This is a genomic window from Nocardia sp. NPDC127579 (assembly GCF_042672005.1).
In the GTDB taxonomy this organism is placed as follows: Bacteria; Actinomycetota; Actinomycetes; order Mycobacteriales; family Mycobacteriaceae; genus Nocardia.
The window spans coordinates 11978-32561 of the sequence record NZ_JBHXVZ010000013.1 but is presented as its reverse complement, the minus strand read 5'-3'; the positions used below and the strand labels follow the sequence as shown (position 1 = coordinate 32561).

The following is a 20584-nucleotide window of genomic DNA, read 5'->3' as shown; positions in this document are numbered from 1 at the left end:
AAGCTCCTCTATCGGGTTATCGGGTGGTGCACACTCAGGGCAGGCGCCAGTCGACCGGTTCGGCGCCCAGTTCGTCGAGCAGTTCGTTCGCGCGCGAGAACGGGCGGGATCCGAAGAATCCACGCGACGCCGACAGCGGCGAGGGATGCGCGGATTCGATGTACGGAACCTCCGCCGCGGTCAGGGTCGGCTTCAAAGTCGATGCGTCTCGGCCCCAGAGAATAGCCACCAGCGGTTCGTCGCGCGCCACGAGCGCGCGGATGGCCTGCTCGGTGACCGCCTCCCAGCCCTTGCCCCGATGCGAGGCGGGCGCGCCCGGCCGCACGGTCAGCACCCGGTTCAGCAGCAGCACCCCCTGATCCGACCACGGCGTCAGATCACCGCACGACGGCGCGGGATGGCCGAGATCCTTGGCCAGTTCGGCGAAGATATTGGACAGGCTGCGCGGAATCGGCGAAACATCCGGCGCCACAGAGAAACTCAGCCCCATGGCATGGCCGGGCGTCGGGTAGGGGTCCTGGCCGACGATCAGCACGCGCACGTCGGCGAACGGCCGCTGGAACGCGCGCAGCACATTCTCCCCCGCGGGTAAGTACCCGTGCCCGTCGGCATTCTCGGTCCGGAGAAATTCCCCCATGGCCCGGATCTGCTCCGCGACGGGCTCCAGTGCCTGCGCCCAGCCCGGATTCATAACTTCCGCCAATGGTTTCGCGCCCATGACCGCACAACCTAATCGGCGGGACCGACCCAAGTCCAACCCACACCCCTATCCCCCTCCGCACCAACAGTTCCGGCGGGTTCGAGGCCCTATGGCTGGAAGGACTCCCAGCCGGGGTTGCCGGGGTGCGGCAGGCCGTCGAGGGTGACGCCGTGGCCGGGGAGGACGCGGCCGATGCGGCGCCAGCCGAGGGGGAGTTCGGCCGTGGCGGGCCAGGCGGCGACGAAGGCGTGGTCCTCGCCGCCGGAGAGTACCCATTGCGCCGCATCGACATCCAGTGCCGCCTCGACGGCGAGGCGTTCGGCCAGGGCCTCCAGTGCCGGGTCCCACAGCGCCGCCGAATCCAGGTCGATGGCGACCTCGGACGCGTCTGCGATATGCCCGAGATCTGCCAGCAGACCGTCCGAGATGTCGGTCAGCGCGTTCGGGCGCGATGGCTCGTCGAGCACCGCGCTGTAGGGCGGGCGTGGCGCGCGGTGCGCGGCAACGATTTCCGGCGCGACCGAGATATCCGCACCGGCCGCGAGCACCGCCAGACCGGCGCCGGACCAGCCGAGCCGCCCGGCCACCGCGATCACGTCACCCGGGTGTGCCCCGGATCTGGTGATCGGCGCCTGCCCCCGCAGATCACCGAAGGCGGTCACCGAGATCACCAGGCGCGGACTGCGTACCAGGTCACCGCCCGCGATGGAACCACCCGCGCGCCCGGCTTCGGTCCACATGCCCTCGGTTATTCCGTCGATGACCTGGACCGGGGTTTCGGCGGGGCAGCCCAGCGCCACCACGAACGCGGTCGGGACCGCGCCCATCGCGACCACATCGGCGGCGTTCTGCGCGATCGCCTTGCGGCCGATGTCGTGCGGGCTGGACCAGTCCGGCCGGAAGTGCCGTCCTTCGATCAGCATGTCGGTGCTGACCGCGAACCGGCCGTCCGGCGCGGCGATCAGGGCGGCATCGTCGCCCGGGCCGAGCAATACGGCCGGTGCCTGCGCACGGCCCGCGTTGATCCGTTCGATCAGCGCGAACTCGCCGAGTTCCCGCACCGTCAGCGACCGCACCTGCCCCACCGGTCCGGTCGGCTCGGCGCTCTGCTCATTACCGCTGTCGCTGATAACCCGCCCCTTCCGGCGTCGTACTGGCTGAAATCCGGACGACGGTACATTGTCCAGGGGATTCGAGACTACCGAGCAGGGAAGGACCGGCACACATGGCGGCGCAGGAGCCGGAGCACGAAGGAGCCGACACCGGCCAGGCGAATGCGCGGGGAACGGCTCGTCTCTCGGCCGAACCAGCACAGTCCGGCGCCACGGCCGAGACAACGGAGGCGACCGCGACGCCCGAGAAAGCCGTCGCTGCCGACGAGACCGAGACGAGCGCAGCACCCGTGCCCGGCCGGTCACACACCTACCCGCCCGCCCTGGTCGCGACCGCCGTCGCGCTGCCGATCATGCTGGTCGTCGGTGTGCTGGTGGCGGCGGTGCTGGCCAATCGCGCGCCGGTGGAGCGGGAACCGCTGACGCTGGGCCCGGTGTACGCGCCCGCCGCCGAGGGGCCGGCCTGCACCGCGCTGCTGCCCGCGTTGCCGAGCGAGTTGTCCTCCGAGCGCGGCGCCTACACCCACTCGCAGCTTCGCGACCCGCAGCCTCCGGGCACCCGTGCCTGGCAGCCGGCCGAGGGCGGGGATCCGATCGTGCTGCGCTGCGGCCTGGAGCGCCCGCTGGACTTCCACCGGGCCTCGAAGATTCAACTCGTCAACGGCGTGCAGTGGTTCGAGGTCCGCGATCAGGTCGCCGAGACCAGCACCTGGTTCGCCGTCGACCGGGAAACCTATGTGGCGCTGACGGTTCCGGACGGTCTGGGGCCCACCCCGCTGCAAGCTGTGTCGGACACGTTGAAGCAAACGATGCCCGAGCAGCCGATCGACCCGGGCCCGCTGCCGAACTAGCGCAGGCCGGTGCCGCGGGCGATCGCGGTGTCGATGAGCGTGGAGATCAGGGTGGTGTAGTCGATTCCGGTCGCCTCCCACATGCGCGGGTAGAGCGAGATCGAGGTGAAGCCGGGCATGGTGTTGATCTCGTTGAGCACCGGCCCGTCCGCGGTCACGAAGAAGTCGACGCGCGCCAGCCCCTGGCAGTCCAGCGCCCGGAAGGCACGCACCGCGAGTTCGCGGATCCGGTCCGACATCTCGTCGTCCAGTTTGGCCGGCACGTCGAATTCGCAGACGTCGTCGATGTATTTGGTGTCGAAGTCGTAGAACTCCGGCGCCGCGGCGTCGGCCTCGGGCATCAGGATCTCGGCGACGACGCTGGCCTCGATCCGCCCGTCCGGGAATTCCAGCACCGCGCACTCGACCTCGCGCCCGACGATGCCCGCCTCGATGATCACCTTCGGATCGTGCTGGCGCGCAAGGACGATGGCGGCTTCCAGATCTGCCCAGTCGGTCACCTTGGTGATGCCGATGGAGGACCCGGCCCGCGCGGGCTTGACGAACACCGGCAGCCCGAGCCGATCCATGTCGGCGTCGGTGAGTGTTTTGGTGCCGGGCCGCAGCACCACCTGCACACCGATCGGCAAACCTTCGGCGGCGAACAGCTTCTTGGTGAATTCCTTGTCCATGCCCGCCGCGCTGGCCAGCACGCCCGGCCCCACGTACGGCACGCCCGCGAGTTCGAGCAGGCCCTGAAGGGTGCCGTCCTCACCGAAGGGACCGTGCAGGATCGGGAAAACCACGTCCACCGCACCGAGTTCGGCGACCGGCGCGTCGTCGAGGGCGACGAGCTGACCGGCGCGATTGGGATCGGTGGTGAGTGTGAGCGCGGTTCCGGTGGTGTCCACCGACGGCAGTTCGGTCCGGCCGTTCGCGTCCGGCAGCCCCATGGCGGCGACCTCGGAACCGCCGAGCACCCAACCGCCTTCGCGCGTGATGCCGATCGGCACCGGCTCGTACTTCTCCGGATCCAGGTTGCGCAGCACACTTCCGGCAGACCGACACGACACGGCGTGCTCGTTGCTGCGCCCGCCGAACACCACGGCCACCCTGATCCGGTTCGTCATGGCTGGAACCGTACCCGTTCCGCGGTGCCGCTACTCCGCACGGCCGGACGCTAACGCTCCGGTTTGATCTGACGACCCAGCAGATATCCGACCGCCTCGGCTACCGACACGCCCTCGTGGCACACCTGGTGCACGGCGTTCGTCAGCGGCATCTCCACCTGGTGCACCTCGGCCAGTGCCCGCACCGATGTGCAGGACTTCACACCCTCGGCGACCTGGCCATGGGTCGCCTCCTGCGCGGCCTGCATGGTTCTGCCCTGGCCGAGCACGTATCCGAAGGAGTAGTTGCGCGAATCGGCGGAGGTGCAGGTGGCGACCAGATCGCCGACGCCGGCCAGTCCGGCCAGGGTCACCGGGTCCGCGCCGACCGCCACCCCGAGTCGCATCACCTCGGCCAGCCCACGGGTGATCAGGCTGGCCCGGGTGTTGTAGCCCAGCCCCATCCCGGAGGCGATGCCGGTCGCGATGGCGATGACGTTCTTGCAGGCGCCGCCGATCTCCGCGCCGATCACGTCGGTGTTGGTGTAGGGGCGGAAGTATCCGGTGGCGCAGGCATGCTGCACCGCCGCCGCGCGCTCGGCGTCCGCGCAGGCGACGACGGCGGCCGCGGGCTGTCCGGCCGCGATCTCGCCGGCCAGGTTCGGGCCGGAGAGCACCGCGATCCGGTGCGGGTCGCAGGCGGTGACCTGTTCGATCACCTGGCTCATCCGCAGCAGGGTGCCGGTCTCGATGCCTTTGGCCAGGCTCAGCAGGGTGGCATCCTGGCCGGCCACCGCGCGCTCCAGCGCTGGGGTCCACTTCTCGAGATTTCCCCGCAGGGTCTGAGACGGAACCGCCAGTACCACGATCTGCGCGCCGTCCAGCGCGGCCTCGTGATCGGAGGTCGCGGCCACGGCGGGCAGCTGCACATCGGTGAGATAGGACGGATTGCGATGCGTGGTGGCCAGCGCCTCGGCCACCTCCGGGCGGCGCGCCCAGATCGTCACCTCCGTGCCCGCGTCTGCCAGTACCTTCGCGAACGCGGTCCCCCACGAACCCGCACCCATCACTGCCGCCCTTGTCATCTGCCCAATATGCCATCCCCCGTGGCATGGCGCCGCCGCTGCCCGCAGTTAGATTGGGCTCATGCGTCCGCACTCCGTGCACGCCGTGATCGCCGTGAAGAACCTCGATCTGGCCAAGAGCCGACTGGCCGACCGGCTGCGCCCCGAACACCGGGCGCGGCTGGTGCTGGCCATGCTCGCCGACACCGTGACCGCCGCGGCGGCGACACCGGGGATCGGCTCGGTCACCGTCGTCACCCCGGATGCCGCGGTCGCGGCGCTGACGCGCTCGCTCGGCGCGTTCGCCCATCCCGAGCCCGGGACGGCCGGCGATCTGAACAGCGCGCTCGCCGATGCCGCCGCCGCGTTGCGGCGCCGGCACGGCCCGATCGAGCTGCTGGCCCTGCAAGCCGACCTGCCCGCCCTGCTACCCGCCGAACTCGACGACCTGCTCGCCCGCGCGCCGGCCGGGAAGCGTTCGGTCGTCGTCGATCACGCCGGTACCGGCACCGCCGCCCTGTTCGTCGGCGACGGCACCCTGCCCCTGGATCCGCGCTTCGGTCCGGGTTCGGCGCGCGCGCACCGTGCGGCCGGCGCCGTCGACCTCGACGGTGACTGGCCAGGGCTACGTCTGGATGTCGACACCCCTGACGACCTCGAGGCCGCGATCACGCTCGGCGTGGGCCCGGCCACCCGTGCTCTCCTACCCGAAATCGGCTGGTCCACCGGGGTTCACGAGGCTGTTCGCCGGGTGTGCTAGCCGGTCGCCGGCCGAACGTGAGACGCGCTGCATTGCCGGGTGTCGACCTGCGAAGTACGCGCGAAGTGAGGGATGATCGTTGGCGTGAGTGATACGGAAATCGTCAAGCAGCAGTTGCTGCCGACGCCGCCCCCGGCCGCGACGCCGCTGGCGGCCGATCCCGAGGCGCAGCGATTGCCCCGTGATCGCTACCTGAACCGAGAACTCAGCTGGCTGGATTTCAACGCCCGGGTACTCGCCCTCGCCGAGGACGCGTCGCTGCCGTTGCTCGAGCGCGCGAAATTCTTGGCGATCTTCGCCTCCAATCTGGACGAGTTCTATATGGTCCGGGTCGCGGGTCTCAAGCGCCGCGCCGAGACCGGTCTCACGGTCCGCTCGGCCGACGGACGCTCGCCCAGCGAGCAGCTGGAGCTGATCGCGACCCGCGCCCAGGAGATCGCCGACCGGCACGCCCGGGTGTTCATGAATTCGGTGCTGCCCGCACTCACCGCCGAGGGCATCGCGATCATCGACTGGTCCGATCTGGACGGCGACGAACGCCGGCGGCTGTCCGGGCACTTCCAGGAGCAGGTCTTCCCGGTGCTCACTCCGCTCGCGGTGGATCCGGCGCATCCGTTCCCCTATATCAGCGGCCTGAGCCTGAATCTCGCGGTCACGGTGAAGGACTCGGCGACCGGCGGTGAGCATTTCGCTCGCGTCAAGGTCCCCGACAACGTGGACCGCTTCGTCCGGGTGCGCCGCACCGAATCCGGGTCCTCGATCGCGGCTTTCCTGCCGATGGAGGCGCTGATCGCCGCGCACCTGGAACTGCTGTTCCCCGGAATGGAAGTGGTGGAACACCATTCGTTCCGGATCACCCGCAACGCCGACTTCGAGGTCGACGAGGACCGCGACGAGGATCTGCTCCAGGCGCTGGAACGCGAACTGGCTCGCAGACGCTTCGGATCGCCGGTCCGACTAGAGGTTTCCGACGATATGACCGAGCACATGCTCGATCTGCTGCTGCGTGAACTCGATGTCGATCCCGGCGATGTCATCCAGGTGCCCGGCCTGCTCGACCTGTCCTGCCTGTGGCAGGTGTACGGCGTCGATCGGCCCAATCTCAAGGATTTCCCGTACGTTCCGGCCACCCCTCCCGCCTTCGGCGAACGGGAGACACCGCGCAATGTGTTCGCGGCTCTGCGGGAGGGCGACGTGCTGGTGCACCACCCCTACGATTCGTTCTCCACCAGCGTGCAACGCTTCATCGAGCAGGCCGCGGCGGACCCGCAGGTGCTGGCCATCAAGCAGACGCTGTATCGCACCTCCGGTGACTCCCCCATCGTCAACGCGCTGATCGACGCCGCCGAGGCCGGTAAGCAGGTGGTGGCCCTGGTCGAGATCAAGGCCCGCTTCGACGAGCAGGCCAATATCAAGTGGGCGCGCGCGCTGGAGCAGGCGGGCGTGCACGTGGTCTACGGTCTGATCGGCCTGAAGACACATTGCAAGACCTGTCTGGTGGTGCGGCGCGAGGGCGCGACCATCCGCCGCTACTGCCATATCGGCACCGGCAATTACAATCCGAAGACCGCACGGCTCTACGAGGACGTCGGATTACTCACCGCCGCACCGGAAATCGGCGCCGATCTGACCGATCTGTTCAATTCGCTGACCGGTTACTCGCGTAAGGCCAACTACCGGAATCTGCTCGTCGCGCCGCAGGGCGTGCGCCAGGGGATCATCGAGCGAATCGAACGTGAGACCGAAGCCGCCCGCCAGGGCCGGGACGCGCGAATCCGTATGAAGGCCAATGCGATCGTCGACGAGCAGGTGATCGACGCGCTGTACCGGGCTTCGCTGGCCGGCGTGCCGGTGCAGATCGTGGTGCGCGGCATCTGCGGCCTGCGCCCGGGCGTACCCGGTATGAGCGACAACATCGAGGTGCGCTCGATTCTCGGCCGCTACCTGGAGCACTCGCGGATCATGCACTTCCAGGCGCAGAACGAGTACTGGATCGGCAGCGCCGACATGATGCACCGCAATCTGGACCGGCGCGTGGAAGTCATGGCGCAGGTGAAGGATCCGCGCCTCACCGAACAGCTCGGCGAGGTCTTCGATTCGGCGCTGCATCCGGCGACCCGCTGCTGGGTACTCCAGTCGGACGGCAGCTGGCAGGCCTGGCCCGACGGCATCGGCGCCGACGCCGATGGCGTGCCCGTACGTGACCACCAAGAGTTCCTGATGCGATTGCGGAGACCTGACCAGCCGTGATGGGTTCGACCGGATACGAAGACGACGGCACGCCGTTCTGGGATCCCCGGGTACACGCCAATATTCACGCCGCGGGCGCGGTGCTGTGGCGGCGCTCGGCGGCCGGTGCGGTCGAGATCGCCGTGGTGCACCGCCCGAAGTACATGGACTGGTCGCTGCCCAAGGGCAAGCTCGATCCCGGTGAGACCCCGGTGATCGCGGCGGTGCGCGAGGTCGGCGAGGAGACCGGTCTGGACTGCCGGCTTGGCCGCTATCTCGGGCATGTCACCTACCCGGTGCCCGGCCATCGCAAGCTCAAGCGGGTGGACTACTGGGCGGCCGAGGTGGCCGGTGGCGCGTTCAGCGCCAATTCCGAAGTGGACCAGCTCAGTTGGTACACCTTGGACAAGGTGCAGGATCAGCTGTCCTATCCGATGGACCGGCAGGTCCTGCGCGCGTTCACCCGGGTGCCCGCCCGTACCAGCACGCTGATCGTGGTGCGGCACGCGAAGGCCGGGCGGCGCGAGGGCTTCGACGGTCCCGACGACCAGCGTCCGCTGGAGCGTGCCGGGCAGCTGCGCGCGCAGGGGCTGGTGCCGAATCTGTTGGCGTTCGGCGCATCCGAGGTCTTCTCCGCCGATCCGCTGCGCTGTGTGCAGACGGTGCAGCCGCTGGCCGAGAAACTGGGCGTACCAATAACTCTGGAGCCACTCCTGTCGGAATCCGGATATGCGGCCGATCCCGATGCGGCCCGCGCGCGCATGGTCGATCTTGTTTCTGATTCCGCGGTGCGCGTTGTGTGCAGTCAGGGCAAGGTGATTCCCGATCTGCTGGCCTGGTGGGCCGAGCGGGACGGCATCACCTTGCCGTCGGCGCGCAATCGCAAGGGCAGCGCCTGGGTGCTCTCGTTCGTCGGCGGCAAACTGGTGGCCGCCGACCATATGGATCGCTCGCTGTCGACCGGCGTCGTGAAGTCCAGCGCCCCAAGCTGATTCGAGTTCAAACTTACAAAACGAAAGCGGCCCCGAGAGTGAACCTCGGGGCCGCTTTTTGTCGATACATCCGGTGATTCGTCTGCAACAGCACCGAATTACCTAGCGGCGCAGTCGAAACCACTCCGCATATGTCGAACGTATTGCCGGACGCTGCGATCAGCGCGAGCGACGTGCGGTGACCTTCTTGGCAGCGGTCTTCTTCGCGGGCGCCTTCTTCGCGGCGGTCTTCTTGGCAACCGTCTTCTTGGCGACCGTCTTCTTGGCCGGAGCCTTCTTGACGACAGCCTTGGCGGTCTTCTTGGCGGTGGTCTTCTTGGCCGCCGTCTTGGTGGCGGTCGTCTTGCGAGCGACCGTCTTCTTCGCGGGCGCCTTCTTCGCGGCCGTCTTCTTGGCCGGTCCGGCGGTCTTCTTGGCGGTCGTCTTCTTGGCGGTGGTCTTCTTGGCCGCCTTCTTCGCCGCCACAGGCGCATTCACGCCACGCTTGACCGCCGGGCCGCTCGCGGCCAGCTTCTGCTTACCCGCGATGACAGCCTTGAACTGGGCTCCGGGACGGAACGCGGGCACCGAAGTCGGCTTCACCTTGACGGTTTCGCCGGTACGCGGGTTCCGGGCCACACGGGCCGCACGCTTGCGCTGTTCGAAGACACCGAAACCGGTGATGGTGACGCTCTGGCCTTTGTGCACCGCGCGCACGATGGTGTCGACAACATGCTCGACTGCCGCGGTAGCCGTGCGCCTGTCCGTACCCAACTTTTCGGTCAGAACGTCGATCAGTTCCGCCTTGTTCATTGAATCCTCCGCAGACTAATGGCCCGTCGTCGGACCGACTAGGTACCACGGTAAACCCACATTGGGCAAGAGTCTATGTGCCACGCCAAAATTCATCGTGGTTTAGCACACGTCTAGCTACCCTCTCCCGTGGTACCCAGCTATCTGCCCGGTGTGATTACGCCTGCGAAATACGCGCCGGGAGCGTGGCGGGCTTCCAACTCGGCCTTGCCTTTTCGAACTCGGCGATGACCTCGCTACGCCGCAGCGTCAGCCCGATGTCGTCCAAACCCTCCAGCAGACGCCACCGGGTGTAGTCATCAATATCGAACGGCAACACGACCGTTCCGGCCGTCACGGTGCGGGTTCGGAGGTCTACTACCAATTCGAGGCCGGGCTGTTCCTCGATCAACTTCCAGAGCATTTCGACATCATTCTGTGACATCTGCGCGGCCAGTAGCCCACCCTTACCCGCATTGCCGCGGAAGATGTCGGCGAAGCGCGAGGAGATCACGACCCGAAAGCCGTAGTCCGACAGCGCCCACACGGCGTGCTCTCGTGAGGAACCGGTACCGAAATCCGGACCGGCGACCAGCACGCTGCCGTGTTTGTAAGGCTCGGTGTTGAGAATGAAGTCCGGATCCGATCGCCAGGCCGCGAACAGGCCGTCCTCGAATCCGGTTCGGGTCACCCGCTTCAGATAGACGGCGGGGATGATCTGATCGGTGTCGACATTGGACCGGCGCAGCGGCACCCCGACACCCTGGTGGACGGTGAAGGCTTCCATTGAGATTCTCCTGATCGAGTAGGGATTCGCGCCGAATCAGTCCAGATCCGCAGGCGAGGACAGCGTTCCGCGGACCGCCGTCGCGGCCGCCACGAGCGGGGAAACCAGGTGCGTACGGCCGCCTTTGCCCTGCCTGCCCTCGAAGTTGCGGTTGGACGTGGACGCGCAGCGCTGGCCCGGATCGAGCTGATCGGGGTTCATTCCCAGACACATCGAGCAGCCGGCCTGGCGCCATTCGGCGCCCGCGGCGGTGAAAATCTCGCCGAGTCCTTCTTTTTCCGCCTGCGCGCGCACCCGCATGGAGCCCGGTACGACCAGCATTCGGACACCGTCGGCGACCTTGCGGCCCGCCAGCACCCCCGCCACCTCCCGCAAATCCTCGATCCGCCCGTTGGTGCACGAACCCACGAATACGGTGTCCACGGCGACCTCCCGCAGCGGCATACCCGGGGTCAAATCCATGTACCGCAGAGCTTTCTCCGCGGCATCGCGCGCCGTCTCGTCGGCGATCTCGGCCGGATTCGGCACCGAGGCGCCCAGCGGAGCGCCCTGTCCGGGATTCGTGCCCCAGGTGACGAAGGGAGTCAGGGCGCTGCCGTCGATGTGCACCTCGTGATCGAAAACGGCGCCCTCGTCGGTCTTCAGCGCGTCCCAGGCGGCCACAGCGGCCGTCCAGTCATCACCCTGCGGCGCGTGCGGGCGACCCTTCAGGAATTCGTAGGTGATTTCGTCCGGCGCGATCATGCCCGCCCGCGCGCCCGCCTCGATCGACATGTTGCAGATCGTCATTCGAGCCTCCATCGACATGGCTCGAATGGCCTCGCCGCGGTATTCGAGCACATAGCCCTGACCGCCGCCGGTGCCGATCTTCGCGATCACGGCCAGGATCAGGTCCTTGCTCGTCACGCCGGCGGGCAGTTGCCCGTCCACGGTGATGGCCATGGTCTTGAACGGGCGCAGCGACAGCGTCTGGGTGGCCAGCACGTGCTCGACCTCGGAAGTGCCGATACCCATGGCCAGCGCGCCGAACGCACCGTGAGTCGAGGTGTGGCTGTCACCGCAGACCACGGTCGTTCCCGGCTGAGTCAGGCCGAGCTGGGGGCCGACCACGTGCACGATGCCCTGATCGAGATCGCCCATGGGGTGCAGCCGCACCCCGAATTCCGCGCAATTGCGCCGCAGCGTCTCCACCTGGGTGCGCGAAACGGGGTCCGCGATCGGCTTGTCGATATCGACCGTGGGGACATTGTGGTCCTCGGTGGCGATGGTGAGATCCGGGCGCCGCACCTGCCGTCCGGCGGCGCGCAGGCCGTCGAATGCCTGCGGGCTGGTCACCTCGTGCACCAGGTGCAGATCGATGTAGATCAAATCGGGTTCCCGCGCGGCGCCTTCGCCTTCGCCGCGAGCAACGACGTGCTGTTCCCACACCTTTTCGGCCAGTGTGCGTGGGCGGTCGGCCATGTTCGATCACCTTTCCGACGAGCAGCGAACCCACCCGCGCACGGGGCTGAACACGCGCGGCGGGCTGCTGCCAAAGAGTTCGGTCCATCGCGACATCGGTGCCGTTGATCACCCCAGGGTTGACCATCTCAACATCCGAGACGCTAATATCGTTCTATGAGACAGCATAGCGGTATCGGCGTTCTCGACAAAGCAGTGGCGGTGCTCTACGCCGTCGCCGAGCATCCCTGTGGTCTCAACGAGCTCTGCACCCGCACCGGCTTACCCCGGGCCACCGCCCACCGGCTCGCGGTCGGGCTGGAGGTGCATCGTTTGCTGGCCCGTGACAGCAACGGACTCTGGCGGCCCGGGCCCGCCCTGGCCGAACTCGCCGCCGGCGCCTCGGACCCACTCCAGGAGGCAGCGGCGGCCATTCTGCCGCGGCTGCGCGAGATCACCGGCGAGAGCGTGCAGATCTATGTGCGCGACGGCCACTCCCGGGTCTGCATCGCCTCGATGGAACCGCCCGTCGGCCTGCGCGACACCGTGCCTGTCGGCGCCCGGCTCCCGCTCACCGCCGGCTCGGCCGCCAAAGTGTTGCTCGCCTGGGCCGATCCGGAATTGCAGCGCATCATCCTGGCCGACGCCGTCTTCGGCGAACGCGCCCTGGCCGAGGTCCGCAAACGCGGCTGGGCGCAGAGCGCGGCCGAACGCGCGGCCGGTGTCGCGAGCGTGTCCGCGCCGGTGCGCGACAGCGCGGGCACCATCGTCGCGGCCGTCTCGGTATCCGGACCGATCGACCGCATGGGCCGTCGTCCGGGCGCACGCTGGGCCGCCGATCTGGTGGCCGCGGCCGAAGCTTTGCACAAACGTCTGTAACGCGTTCTAACTGCTTGGCTCTAGAGTTGGGCCATGGGAGTCAATCAACGGGCACAGATCGTCATGTCCGACACCGAGATCACCGAATTCCTGCAGCGCAGCCGGGTCGCGACCCTGGCCACGCTGAGCGCGCAGGGCACGCCGCACCTGACCGCCATGTGGTACGCCGTGCTCGACGGTGAGATCTGGTTCGAGACCAAGGCCAAATCGCAGAAGGCGGTCAACCTGCGCCGCGATCCGCGCGTCACCGTGATGATCGAGGCCGGCGACACCTACGACCAGCTGCGCGGCGTCTCCTTCGAAGGCACCGCCGAGATCGTCGACGATCCCGAGCGCCTGTTCGCGGTCGGCGTCAGCGTCTGGGAGCGCTACACCGGCCCCTACAGCGAGGAGATGCGCCCGTTCGTCGAGCAGATGCTGCACAAGCGCGTCGCCGTGCGGGTGGCCGCGGATCGGATCCGCAGCTGGGACCACCGCAAACTCGGCCTGCCCGAGATGCCGCGCGGCGGCAGCACCGCCGACCCGCTGGACTGAAAGTGGCATGACACGGCAGCGGCCGCAGGCTAGCGTCATGGAGTTCGATAGAGGTCGACGAGGAGGAGCAGGCGATGACGGATTCGGCAGGTTCAGCCGAAGGCACCGACGAGGTGAAGCGCAAGTTCCGTGAGGCACTGGAGCGCAAGAAGTCCCAGCACGCCAAGGCAAACGACCACCTGGACGGCCGCTCCAAGGCCAACGCCGCCCACGGCAACGCCAGCCACAAGCGCGAATTCCGCCGCAAGAGCGGATAAACCCAGCACAACCAAGAGAACAAGGCAAGAACAAGAAGGCCCCCACACCAACGTGCGGGGGCCTTACTTGTGCGTACACCCACCCCACACCTACACCCACCTCACACCTACACCCCCCTGTATGTACCAGCGCAGGATTGGGGGGTCCGGGGGGCGCAGCCCCTCCGGGTGGGGCGTGGGGGCTCCGCCCCCACAAAAAATGCGAAACAAGAAAGGCTCATGCTCTCCATGAGCATGAGCCTTCCATCTTGTGTAGCCCCGACGGGATTCGAACCCGCGCTACCGCCTTGAGAGGGCGGCGTCCTAGGCCGCTAGACGACGGGGCCAGGACTTTCGGTCTCGGATGCTTGATCCTTGACCTTGGAAGCTCGGTTAGCTTAGCTGACCGGAGCCCGGCGACCAAATCGCCGGATGCTGAACCACTTTCGGCCGCGAACCGAGAGACGAACAACATTCCCAGCTGGGGTACCAGGACTCGAACCTAGAATGGCTGAACCAGAATCAGCTGTGTTGCCAATTACACCATACCCCAATGACCAGAACGCAAGACCCCACCGTCTGGGTGACTGTGAGGCCGTGTTCCGAACGAGAAGAAGAGTACCAAACCCCTCCCGGTAAACCACAAATCGCCTGGTCAAAGCCCTGTTTTCGGCCGAATTAGGCCGTTGGTGCCCAGTTCCGAGCGGCGCGCAGCCGGTCCAGGGTGAGTTCCCGGCCCAGCAACTCCATCGACTCGTACAGCGGCGGGCTGATGTGTGATCCGGTCACCCCGACCCGCACCGGCGCGAACGCCTTACGCGGCTTGAGCCCCAAATCCTCGATGAGCGCGGTTTTCAGCGCTTCCTCGATCGCGGGAGTCGTCCACTCGGCCAGCGGCTCCAATGCGGCAATGGCGGCATCCAATACGGCTACGGCGTCCCCGCCGAGATTCTTCGCGCCCGCCGCGGGATCGATAGCGAATTCCGCCGGGGAAATGAACAGGAATCGCAGCAGATCCCAGGCATCACCCAGTACGACGATCCGAGTTTGTACCAGTTCGGCCGCCGCGGCGAACGTCTTCTCATCGACCTCTGCGCCGATATGTCCCTGATCGGTGAGGAACTCACGCAGTCGACGTGCGAAATCGCCGGTTTCCAGCAATCGGATGTGCTCGGCGTTGAGCGCATCCGCCTTCTTCTGATCGAATCGCGCCGGATTCGAATTCACCTTCGCAATATCGAATGCCTCGACCATCTCCGTCATGGAGAACACGTCGTGGTCGTCGGAGATACCCCAGCCGAGCAGGGCGAGGTAATTCAGCAAACCTTCGGGGATGAATCCGCGATCCCGGTGAGCGAACAGATTCGATTCCGGGTCGCGCTTGGAGAGCTTCTTGTTTCCCGCGCCCATCACGAACGGCAGGTGCCCGAACTCCGGCGTGAACTCCGCCACCCCGATGCGCTCGAGGGCGGCATAGAGCGCGAGCTGACGCGGCGTGGAGGACAGCAGGTCCTCGCCGCGCAACACGTGGGTGATCCGCATCATGGCGTCGTCGACCGGGTTGACCAGTGTGTAGAGCGGATCGCCGGAACCGCGGGTGAGCGCGAAGTCGGGGACGGTGCCCGCCTTGAAGGTGGTCTCGCCGCGCACCAGGTCGTGCCAGGTCAGGTCGGCGTCGGGCATGCGCAGGCGGATGACCGCGGGGCGGCCGGCGTCGCGGAACGCCTGGATCTCCGCCGGGGTCAGGAAGCGGTCGTGATTGTCGTAACCGAGCTTGGGATCGCGTCCGGCCGCGCGGTGACGCGCCTCGACTTCCTCAGGGGTGGAGAAGGATTCGTAGGCCTCGCCGGCCTCGACCAGTCGCCGCACCACGTCCAGGTGCAGATCCCGGCGCTGCGACTGCCGGTACGGCTCGTACGGGCCGCCGACCTCCGGGCCCTCGTCCCAGGTGAGGCCGAGCCAGCGCAGCGCGTCCAGCAGCGCCCGGTAGGACTCCTCGGAATCGCGTGCGGCGTCGGTGTCTTCGATCCGGAAGACGAATTTGCCGCCGTGATGGCGGGCGTAGGCCCAATTGAACAGGGCCGTCCGGATCAGGCCGACATGCGGCGTCCCGGTGGGCGATGGACAGAAGCGGACCCTTACGTCGGTCATTGCTCTCTTTCGTGATCAGCGCTTGGCGGCAACGGGATTGATGAGGGTGCCGATCCCCTCGACGGTGACCGAGACCTGCTGACCCTCCGCGACGGGCCCGACGCCCTCGGGAGTGCCGGTCAGGATGACGTCGCCCGGCAGCAGGGTCATCACTGTGGATACCCATTCAACGAGTTTCGGAATGTCATGCAGCAGAAGCGAAGTCCGGCTGCGCTGTTTCACTTCGCCGTCGAGCTCGGTGACGATCTCGACATCTGTTGCGTCCAAAGAGGTTTCGATCCACGGACCGAGCGGGCAGAAGGTGTCGTAGCCCTTGCCGCGGGTCCACTGGCCGTCGGCGCGCTGCTGATCGCGGGCGGTCACGTCGTTGGCGACGGTGTAGCCGAGGATCACATCCTGGGCGCGCGCGGCGGGCACGTCCTTGCACGGGCGGCCGATGACGACGGCCAGTTCACCCTCGTAGTCGACCTGAGAAGAACTGGGCGGCAGGATGATCGGGACGTTGGGCCCGATGATGGCGGTGCTCGGCTTCAGGAAGATGACCGGCTCTTCGGGCGCGGGCCCGCCCATTTCGGCGGCGTGCGCGGCGTAGTTCTTCCCGACGCAGACCACCTTGCTGGCCAGGATCGGCGCGAGCAGGCGGACATCGGCCAGCGGCCAGCTCCGTCCGGTGAAGGTGGGGTTTCCGAACGGGTGTTCCGCGATTTCCTTCGCGATGGCGTCGCTTCCCTGCCCGTCGATGCTGACGAACGCGACCCCATCCGGACTTGCAACTCGACCTAGGCGCATGGCCGCAGTCTATCCACCCGCCTCGACCTGCCAGAACGGGGTTGTGGACGGGCCCGAAAGGGGGTGGGGCCGAGACGGTTCGCGTTTCGGCGCGGGCCGAAGTGATGCGAGGGGATGGTGTGAGCAGTGTGACAGCGCCCGGCGGGAACGGAATCGGTCACGCGGGTGTAGCGTGCTGTCTACGAGTTCATAGAATGGGACCATGATCCCATAGTTTGAGATATCGAGGTGAGGCCGATGGCTACGACGGTGGAGATCCGCGATACGCGGCGGTGGTCCATGCTCGGCCTCGGCGTATTCGCCCAGGCGTCGAGTTCGGTGTTCGTCCACGGTGTGCCGTTCCTGCTGCCCGCACTGACCGCGCGCGGCATGGCACTGCCGACGGCCGGACTGCTGGTGGCCATGCCGACGGTCGGACTGGTGTGCACACTGATCGCCTGGGGCTACGTGGTCGACCGGATCGGCGAGCGCAAAGTGCTGGTCGGCGGCCCGCTGCTGATGTTCGTAGCCGGCTGCGCCGCCGCCGCGACGCACAACGACATCGCCCTGGGCGCACTGCTGTTCGCCGGCGGCGTGGGCGCGGCGAGCACCAACGGCGCCAGCGGGCGGGTCATCGTCGGCTGGTTCCCGCCGCAGCGGCGCGGGCTGGCGATGGGCATCCGGCAAACGGCCCAGCCGCTGGGCGTCGGCGTCGGCGCGGTCACGATTCCGGCGGTCGCGGCCGAATTCGGCGTAGCGGCTGCGGTTCTGGTGCCCGCGCTGATGGCGGGCGCCGCCGCGATCGGCTGCCTGGCCGGCATCGTCGACCCGCCGCGGCCGAAGCCGTCGGAGGCCGATCCGTCCTTGCGCGCCAACCCTTATCGCGGCGACGGAACGCTGTGGCGCATCCATGCGGTGTCGGTGCTGCTGGTCTTCCCGCAGGCGACGGTATGGACCTTCGGACTGCTGTGGCTGCACCGAGATCTGGGCTGGTCGCTGGCGGCGGCGGGCCTACTGGTCACCGGAACCCAGGCATTGGGCGCGCTGGGCCGGATCGGCGCGGGCGCCTGGTCGGATCGGGTCGGCAGCCGGATGGGCCCGCTGCGCACGGTGGCGATCGCGGCGGTGATCTCGATGGCAGCCCTGGGCATCACCGCGTGGACACACTGGTGGTGGGCGGCGGTGCCGCTGCTGGTCGCCGCCTCGGTGATCACGGTGTCCGACAACGGGCTGGCGTTCACGGCGGTCGCCGAGATTGCCGGGCCCTATTGGAGCGGGCGCGGTCTGGGCGTGCAGAACACCGGCCAGAACCTGGTGATCGCCGCCGTCCCACCGGTTTTCGGCGCGCTGATCACGATGACCGGTTTTCCGGTCGCCTATCTGGCGGCGGCCGCGCTCGCCGTGGCCGCGGTGCCGCTGGTGCCCGCCGACCGGTCGCAGCGGTAGTCCCGGCCGCGGGCCGGTCGGCGAACCGGCTGGCCCGCGGCCCGGTCAGCTGACAGGATCTTGCGGATGGAGGAGTACGCAGAGATTGTCGACAAGGTTCGGGGCGCGTTTCTGGGCGGGGCCGTCGGCGATGCACTCGGGTGGCCGATCGAGTTCTTGTCGCTGGATCGGATCCGCGAGGAATACGGCAGCACGGGCGTCACCGGGTTTCTCCCGGGCCGCCCACTGCCGCACCGGATCACCGACGACACCCAGATGACGCTGTTCAGCGCCGAAGCCCTGCTGCGCACACCGCCCGGCGCCGATCCCATCCCCGCGCTGCGCCGCGCCTATCTGCGATGGCTGGACACGCAGCGCGGGCCCGGCCCGGGCCCGGCGCCCGATGGCTGGCTGGCCGCCCAGCAGTTCCTCTACGACGTGCGCGCGCCGGGCAATGCCTGCATGGGCGGGCTACAGATCCAGCGGGCCGGCTATCAGCCGCCCGTGCCTCTGGGACAGCCCGGCACCGTCAACACCAACTCCAAAGGCTGTGGCACGGTGATGCGCTCGGCTCCGTTCGGGTTGGCCGGACTCGGCGCCGACGTCGCCTTCGACGTGTCTGCCCGCGCCGCTCAACTCACCCACGGTCACCCGACCGGCTACCTGGCGGCGGGCGCGTTCTCGGCGCTGCTCGATCGGATTCTCGGCGGCCTGGACCTGCGAACCGCGCTGGCGCAGACCATCGCTCAACTGGACCCGGTGCCGGGCAGTGCGGAAACCGTTGCCGCACTGGAGACCGCGATCCGCCTGGCCGACGACGCCGAGTCGACGCCCGAGGTGGTCGAGCAGGTGGGCGCGGGCTGGATCGCCGAGGAGTGCCTCGCCGTCGCGGTGTACTGCGCGCTGCGCGCGGAGGAAACCAAGGATATCCGTGCCGCCCTGCTGCTTTCGGTGAACCACTCCGGCGACTCCGATTCCACCGGTTCGGTCGCGGGCAATCTGCTCGGAGCGGTGCACGGGCTGAGCAAGCTCCCCATGGACTGGGTCGCCGAGGTGGAGGGGCGCGATGTGATCCTCCAGGTCGCCGATGACCTCGTGGTCAATTTCGGCTACCGCGACCGCGCTCGAATCGAGCAGCGGTACCCACTCGACCTACCCGAGTAGTCGGCCGGAGGATCAGCATCCAGAGCGAATGTCACGTTCCATGCGTGACATTCGCTCTTTTCGTCGTGGTCGCAGAGCCGGCCACCGGAAGTCAACACTCGTTGGCCAACAACCGTTGACTTCTGTTCGGGAGGCGGTCTATCGTTGTCAACAAGCGTTGGCCAACAAACGTTGGTCATCGAGAAAGCTTGGAGGGCATGATGATTCCCGAACAGACCGATGTCCTGGTGATCGGCGGCGGGCCGACCGGAATGCTGCTGGCCGGAGACCTCGCACGCGCCGGTGTCGCCGTCACCCTGGTGGAGAAGCACGCCACCGGATCCCAGCTCACCCGCGCCTTCGGCGTGCATGCCCGCACCCTCGAGCAGCTCGACGCGCGCGGCATCGCCGAGCCGGTCCTCGACGGCGGCGCCACCATCGACGAACTCCGCCTGTTCGGCGGGGTCCATGTCGACCTGGGCAAGCTGCTCGACGGCCGCTTCCCCTATCTGCTGATCACCCCGCAAACCCACGTGGAGGAGGTCCTGCGCAAGCGGGCCGTGGAACTCGGCGCGAACCTGGTCCCGGCGGCCGAGCTGATCACCTTCACCGACACCGGAACGGGCATCGAAGCCCAAGTGCGGCACGAGGATTCGACACACACCGTGCGTGCACGCTACCTGGTCGGCGCCGACGGGTACCACAGCCGGGTGCGCGAGACCCTGGGCCTGGAGTTCCCCGGTAAGTCGGTGCTGAAGTCGATCATGCTGGCCGATGTCCGGCTCAGCGAGCCGCCGCAGGATGTGCTGGCGGTCAACGGCGTCGGCGACGCGTTCGCCTTCGTCGCCCCCTTCGGCGACGGCTGGTACCGGATCTTCGCCTGGAATCGCCGCAACCAGGTGCCCGATACCGAGCCGGTGCAGCTCGAGGAACTGCGCGAGGTGGTGCGGCGCGCGCTCGGCACCGATTTCGGCATGCATGATCCGCGCTGGCTTTCCCGCTTCCACAGCGACGAGCGGCAGGTCGAGTCCTATCGGATGGGCCGGGTCTTCCTGGCCGGCGACGCCGCCCACGTCCACTCCCCCGCCGGCGGGCAGGGCATGAACACCGGCCTCCAGGACGCCGCCAATCTCGGCTGGAAACTCGCTGCGGTGCTGCAGGGCTGGGCGCCCGAGCGCCTGCTCGACACCTACCACGCCGAGCGGCACCCGGTCGGCGCGGAGGTGCTGCGCAGCAGCGGCGCCATCATCCGCGCCGCCATGCTGGATTCCCGCCTCGGCCGCATGGTCCGCAATACCGTTGCCAACGGCGCGCTTTCGCTGCCGCCGGTGGCGCACAGGATCGCCGGCTCGATCTCGGGCATCGGCTTCACCTACCCCCGCCCGCACGGCGCCGACCACCGCGTCGGCACCCGCGCCACCGACCTCCCGCTCGCCGACGGTGACCGTCTCTACTCCGCCCTGCGCGCCGGAACGTTCATCCTGATCACCGCCACCCCGATCCCCCTCGCCGACCACATCCGGGTCGTCGCCCCCGCCGAACCCCAGCGCGACGCACTCCTGATCCGCCCCGACGGCTACATCGCCTGGGCCGGCGACCCCGAGACCTTCGATTTCGCCGCGACTCTCGCCGCCTGACCCGGCACCCCGAAACG

The 20584-nt window shown here is 67.9% G+C and carries 19 protein-coding genes and 2 tRNA genes; 10 read left to right on the top strand and 11 right to left on the bottom strand.

The window, feature by feature from the left end:
- Positions 1-34: 34 nt before the first annotated feature.
- Together ACFVMC_RS31350 and ACFVMC_RS31345 are read right to left on the bottom strand one after the other, a co-directional pair.
- Complete coding sequence (locus ACFVMC_RS31350) at positions 35-718, bottom strand: uracil-DNA glycosylase (RefSeq protein ID WP_379216314.1); 684 nt, start codon at positions 716-718, stop codon at positions 35-37.
- Positions 719-807: 89 nt separating this feature from the next.
- On the bottom strand, positions 808-1776 hold the full coding sequence (locus tag ACFVMC_RS31345; protein WP_379216313.1) for a thiamine-phosphate kinase: 969 nt from the start codon (positions 1774-1776) through the stop codon (positions 808-810).
- Between the two features lie 149 nt (positions 1777-1925).
- Here ACFVMC_RS31345 and ACFVMC_RS31340 point away from each other — a divergent pair, with 149 nt between their 5' ends.
- The gene (locus ACFVMC_RS31340; RefSeq protein ID WP_379216311.1) at positions 1926-2663 is read left to right on the top strand and encodes a DUF3515 family protein; all 738 of its coding nucleotides are present in this window, start codon (positions 1926-1928) and stop codon (positions 2661-2663) included.
- Here ACFVMC_RS31340 and ACFVMC_RS31335 read toward each other — a convergent pair.
- Positions 2660-3772 carry a D-alanine--D-alanine ligase family protein gene (locus ACFVMC_RS31335; RefSeq protein ID WP_379216309.1) on the bottom strand — a complete coding sequence of 371 codons (1113 nt, stop codon included), beginning with the start codon at positions 3770-3772 and terminating at the stop codon, positions 2660-2662. The two genes, ACFVMC_RS31340 and ACFVMC_RS31335, sit on opposite strands and share 4 nt — an antisense overlap.
- A gap of 50 nt (positions 3773-3822) precedes the next feature.
- On the bottom strand, positions 3823-4836 hold the full coding sequence (locus ACFVMC_RS31330) for an NAD(P)H-dependent glycerol-3-phosphate dehydrogenase (RefSeq protein WP_379216307.1): 1014 nt from the start codon (positions 4834-4836) through the stop codon (positions 3823-3825).
- Between the two features lie 61 nt (positions 4837-4897).
- Between ACFVMC_RS31330 and cofC the strand changes: the two genes are divergently transcribed.
- From cofC to ACFVMC_RS31315, 3 genes are all read left to right on the top strand, one after another.
- Positions 4898-5575: a 2-phospho-L-lactate guanylyltransferase gene (gene cofC, locus ACFVMC_RS31325; RefSeq protein WP_379216305.1), complete on the top strand. Its 678-nt coding sequence runs from the start codon at positions 4898-4900 to the stop codon at positions 5573-5575.
- A 72-nt stretch (positions 5576-5647) separates the two neighbouring features.
- On the top strand, positions 5648-7825 hold the full coding sequence (locus ACFVMC_RS31320; protein WP_379216303.1) for an RNA degradosome polyphosphate kinase: 2178 nt from the start codon (positions 5648-5650) through the stop codon (positions 7823-7825).
- Positions 7825-8796, top strand: a complete 972-nt coding sequence (locus ACFVMC_RS31315; protein WP_379216301.1) for an NUDIX domain-containing protein — start codon at positions 7825-7827, stop codon at positions 8794-8796. Before ACFVMC_RS31320 ends, ACFVMC_RS31315 begins: the two co-directional genes overlap by 1 nt.
- Positions 8797-8955: 159 nt before the next feature.
- Here ACFVMC_RS31315 and ACFVMC_RS31310 read toward each other — a convergent pair whose 3' ends face one another.
- The 3 genes from ACFVMC_RS31310 to leuC form a co-directional block, all read right to left on the bottom strand.
- On the bottom strand, positions 8956-9588 hold the full coding sequence (locus ACFVMC_RS31310) for an HU family DNA-binding protein (protein WP_379216299.1): 633 nt from the start codon (positions 9586-9588) through the stop codon (positions 8956-8958).
- 157 nt (positions 9589-9745) lie between these two features.
- Positions 9746-10354 carry a 3-isopropylmalate dehydratase small subunit gene (gene leuD, locus ACFVMC_RS31305; RefSeq protein ID WP_379216298.1) on the bottom strand — a complete coding sequence of 203 codons (609 nt, stop codon included), beginning with the start codon at positions 10352-10354 and terminating at the stop codon, positions 9746-9748.
- Positions 10355-10390: 36 nt separating this feature from the next.
- The gene (gene leuC, locus ACFVMC_RS31300; RefSeq protein ID WP_379216296.1) at positions 10391-11815 is read right to left on the bottom strand and encodes a 3-isopropylmalate dehydratase large subunit; all 1425 of its coding nucleotides are present in this window, start codon (positions 11813-11815) and stop codon (positions 10391-10393) included.
- Between the two features lie 156 nt (positions 11816-11971).
- Between leuC and ACFVMC_RS31295 the strand changes: the two genes are divergently transcribed.
- The 3 genes from ACFVMC_RS31295 to ACFVMC_RS31285 all read left to right on the top strand — a co-directional run bounded on the left by ACFVMC_RS31295 (position 11972) and on the right by ACFVMC_RS31285 (position 13464).
- Positions 11972-12673: an IclR family transcriptional regulator gene (locus tag ACFVMC_RS31295; protein ID WP_379216294.1), complete on the top strand. Its 702-nt coding sequence runs from the start codon at positions 11972-11974 to the stop codon at positions 12671-12673.
- A gap of 33 nt (positions 12674-12706) precedes the next feature.
- Positions 12707-13207, top strand: coding sequence for a pyridoxamine 5'-phosphate oxidase family protein (locus tag ACFVMC_RS31290; protein WP_379216293.1), 501 nt, complete (start codon positions 12707-12709; stop codon positions 13205-13207).
- Positions 13208-13281: 74 nt separating this feature from the next.
- Positions 13282-13464, top strand: coding sequence for a DUF5302 domain-containing protein (locus ACFVMC_RS31285; protein ID WP_379216291.1), 183 nt, complete (start codon positions 13282-13284; stop codon positions 13462-13464).
- A 253-nt stretch (positions 13465-13717) separates the two neighbouring features.
- Here ACFVMC_RS31285 and ACFVMC_RS31280 read toward each other — a convergent pair.
- The 4 genes from ACFVMC_RS31280 to ACFVMC_RS31265 form a co-directional block, all read right to left on the bottom strand.
- Positions 13718-13790: transfer RNA gene (locus tag ACFVMC_RS31280), tRNA-Glu, on the bottom strand.
- 134 nt (positions 13791-13924) lie between these two features.
- Positions 13925-13996, bottom strand: a tRNA-Gln gene (locus tag ACFVMC_RS31275).
- Positions 13997-14121: 125 nt separating this feature from the next.
- A complete protein-coding gene (gene gltX / locus ACFVMC_RS31270; protein WP_379216289.1) occupies positions 14122-15594 on the bottom strand; it encodes a glutamate--tRNA ligase in 1473 nt (490 codons plus the stop codon).
- A 15-nt stretch (positions 15595-15609) separates the two neighbouring features.
- On the bottom strand, positions 15610-16383 hold the full coding sequence (locus tag ACFVMC_RS31265; RefSeq protein WP_379216287.1) for a fumarylacetoacetate hydrolase family protein: 774 nt from the start codon (positions 16381-16383) through the stop codon (positions 15610-15612).
- A gap of 237 nt (positions 16384-16620) precedes the next feature.
- On the opposite strand from ACFVMC_RS31265, the gene ACFVMC_RS31260 reads away from it, so the two are divergent.
- From ACFVMC_RS31260 to ACFVMC_RS31250, 3 genes are all read left to right on the top strand, one after another.
- The gene (locus ACFVMC_RS31260) at positions 16621-17808 is read left to right on the top strand and encodes an MFS transporter (RefSeq protein ID WP_379216285.1); all 1188 of its coding nucleotides are present in this window, start codon (positions 16621-16623) and stop codon (positions 17806-17808) included.
- Between the two features lie 66 nt (positions 17809-17874).
- Positions 17875-18951, top strand: coding sequence for an ADP-ribosylglycohydrolase family protein (locus ACFVMC_RS31255; RefSeq protein ID WP_379216284.1), 1077 nt, complete (start codon positions 17875-17877; stop codon positions 18949-18951).
- Between the two features lie 197 nt (positions 18952-19148).
- Complete coding sequence (locus ACFVMC_RS31250; RefSeq protein ID WP_379216282.1) at positions 19149-20567, top strand: FAD-dependent monooxygenase; 1419 nt, start codon at positions 19149-19151, stop codon at positions 20565-20567.
- Positions 20568-20584: the final 17 nt, after the last annotated feature.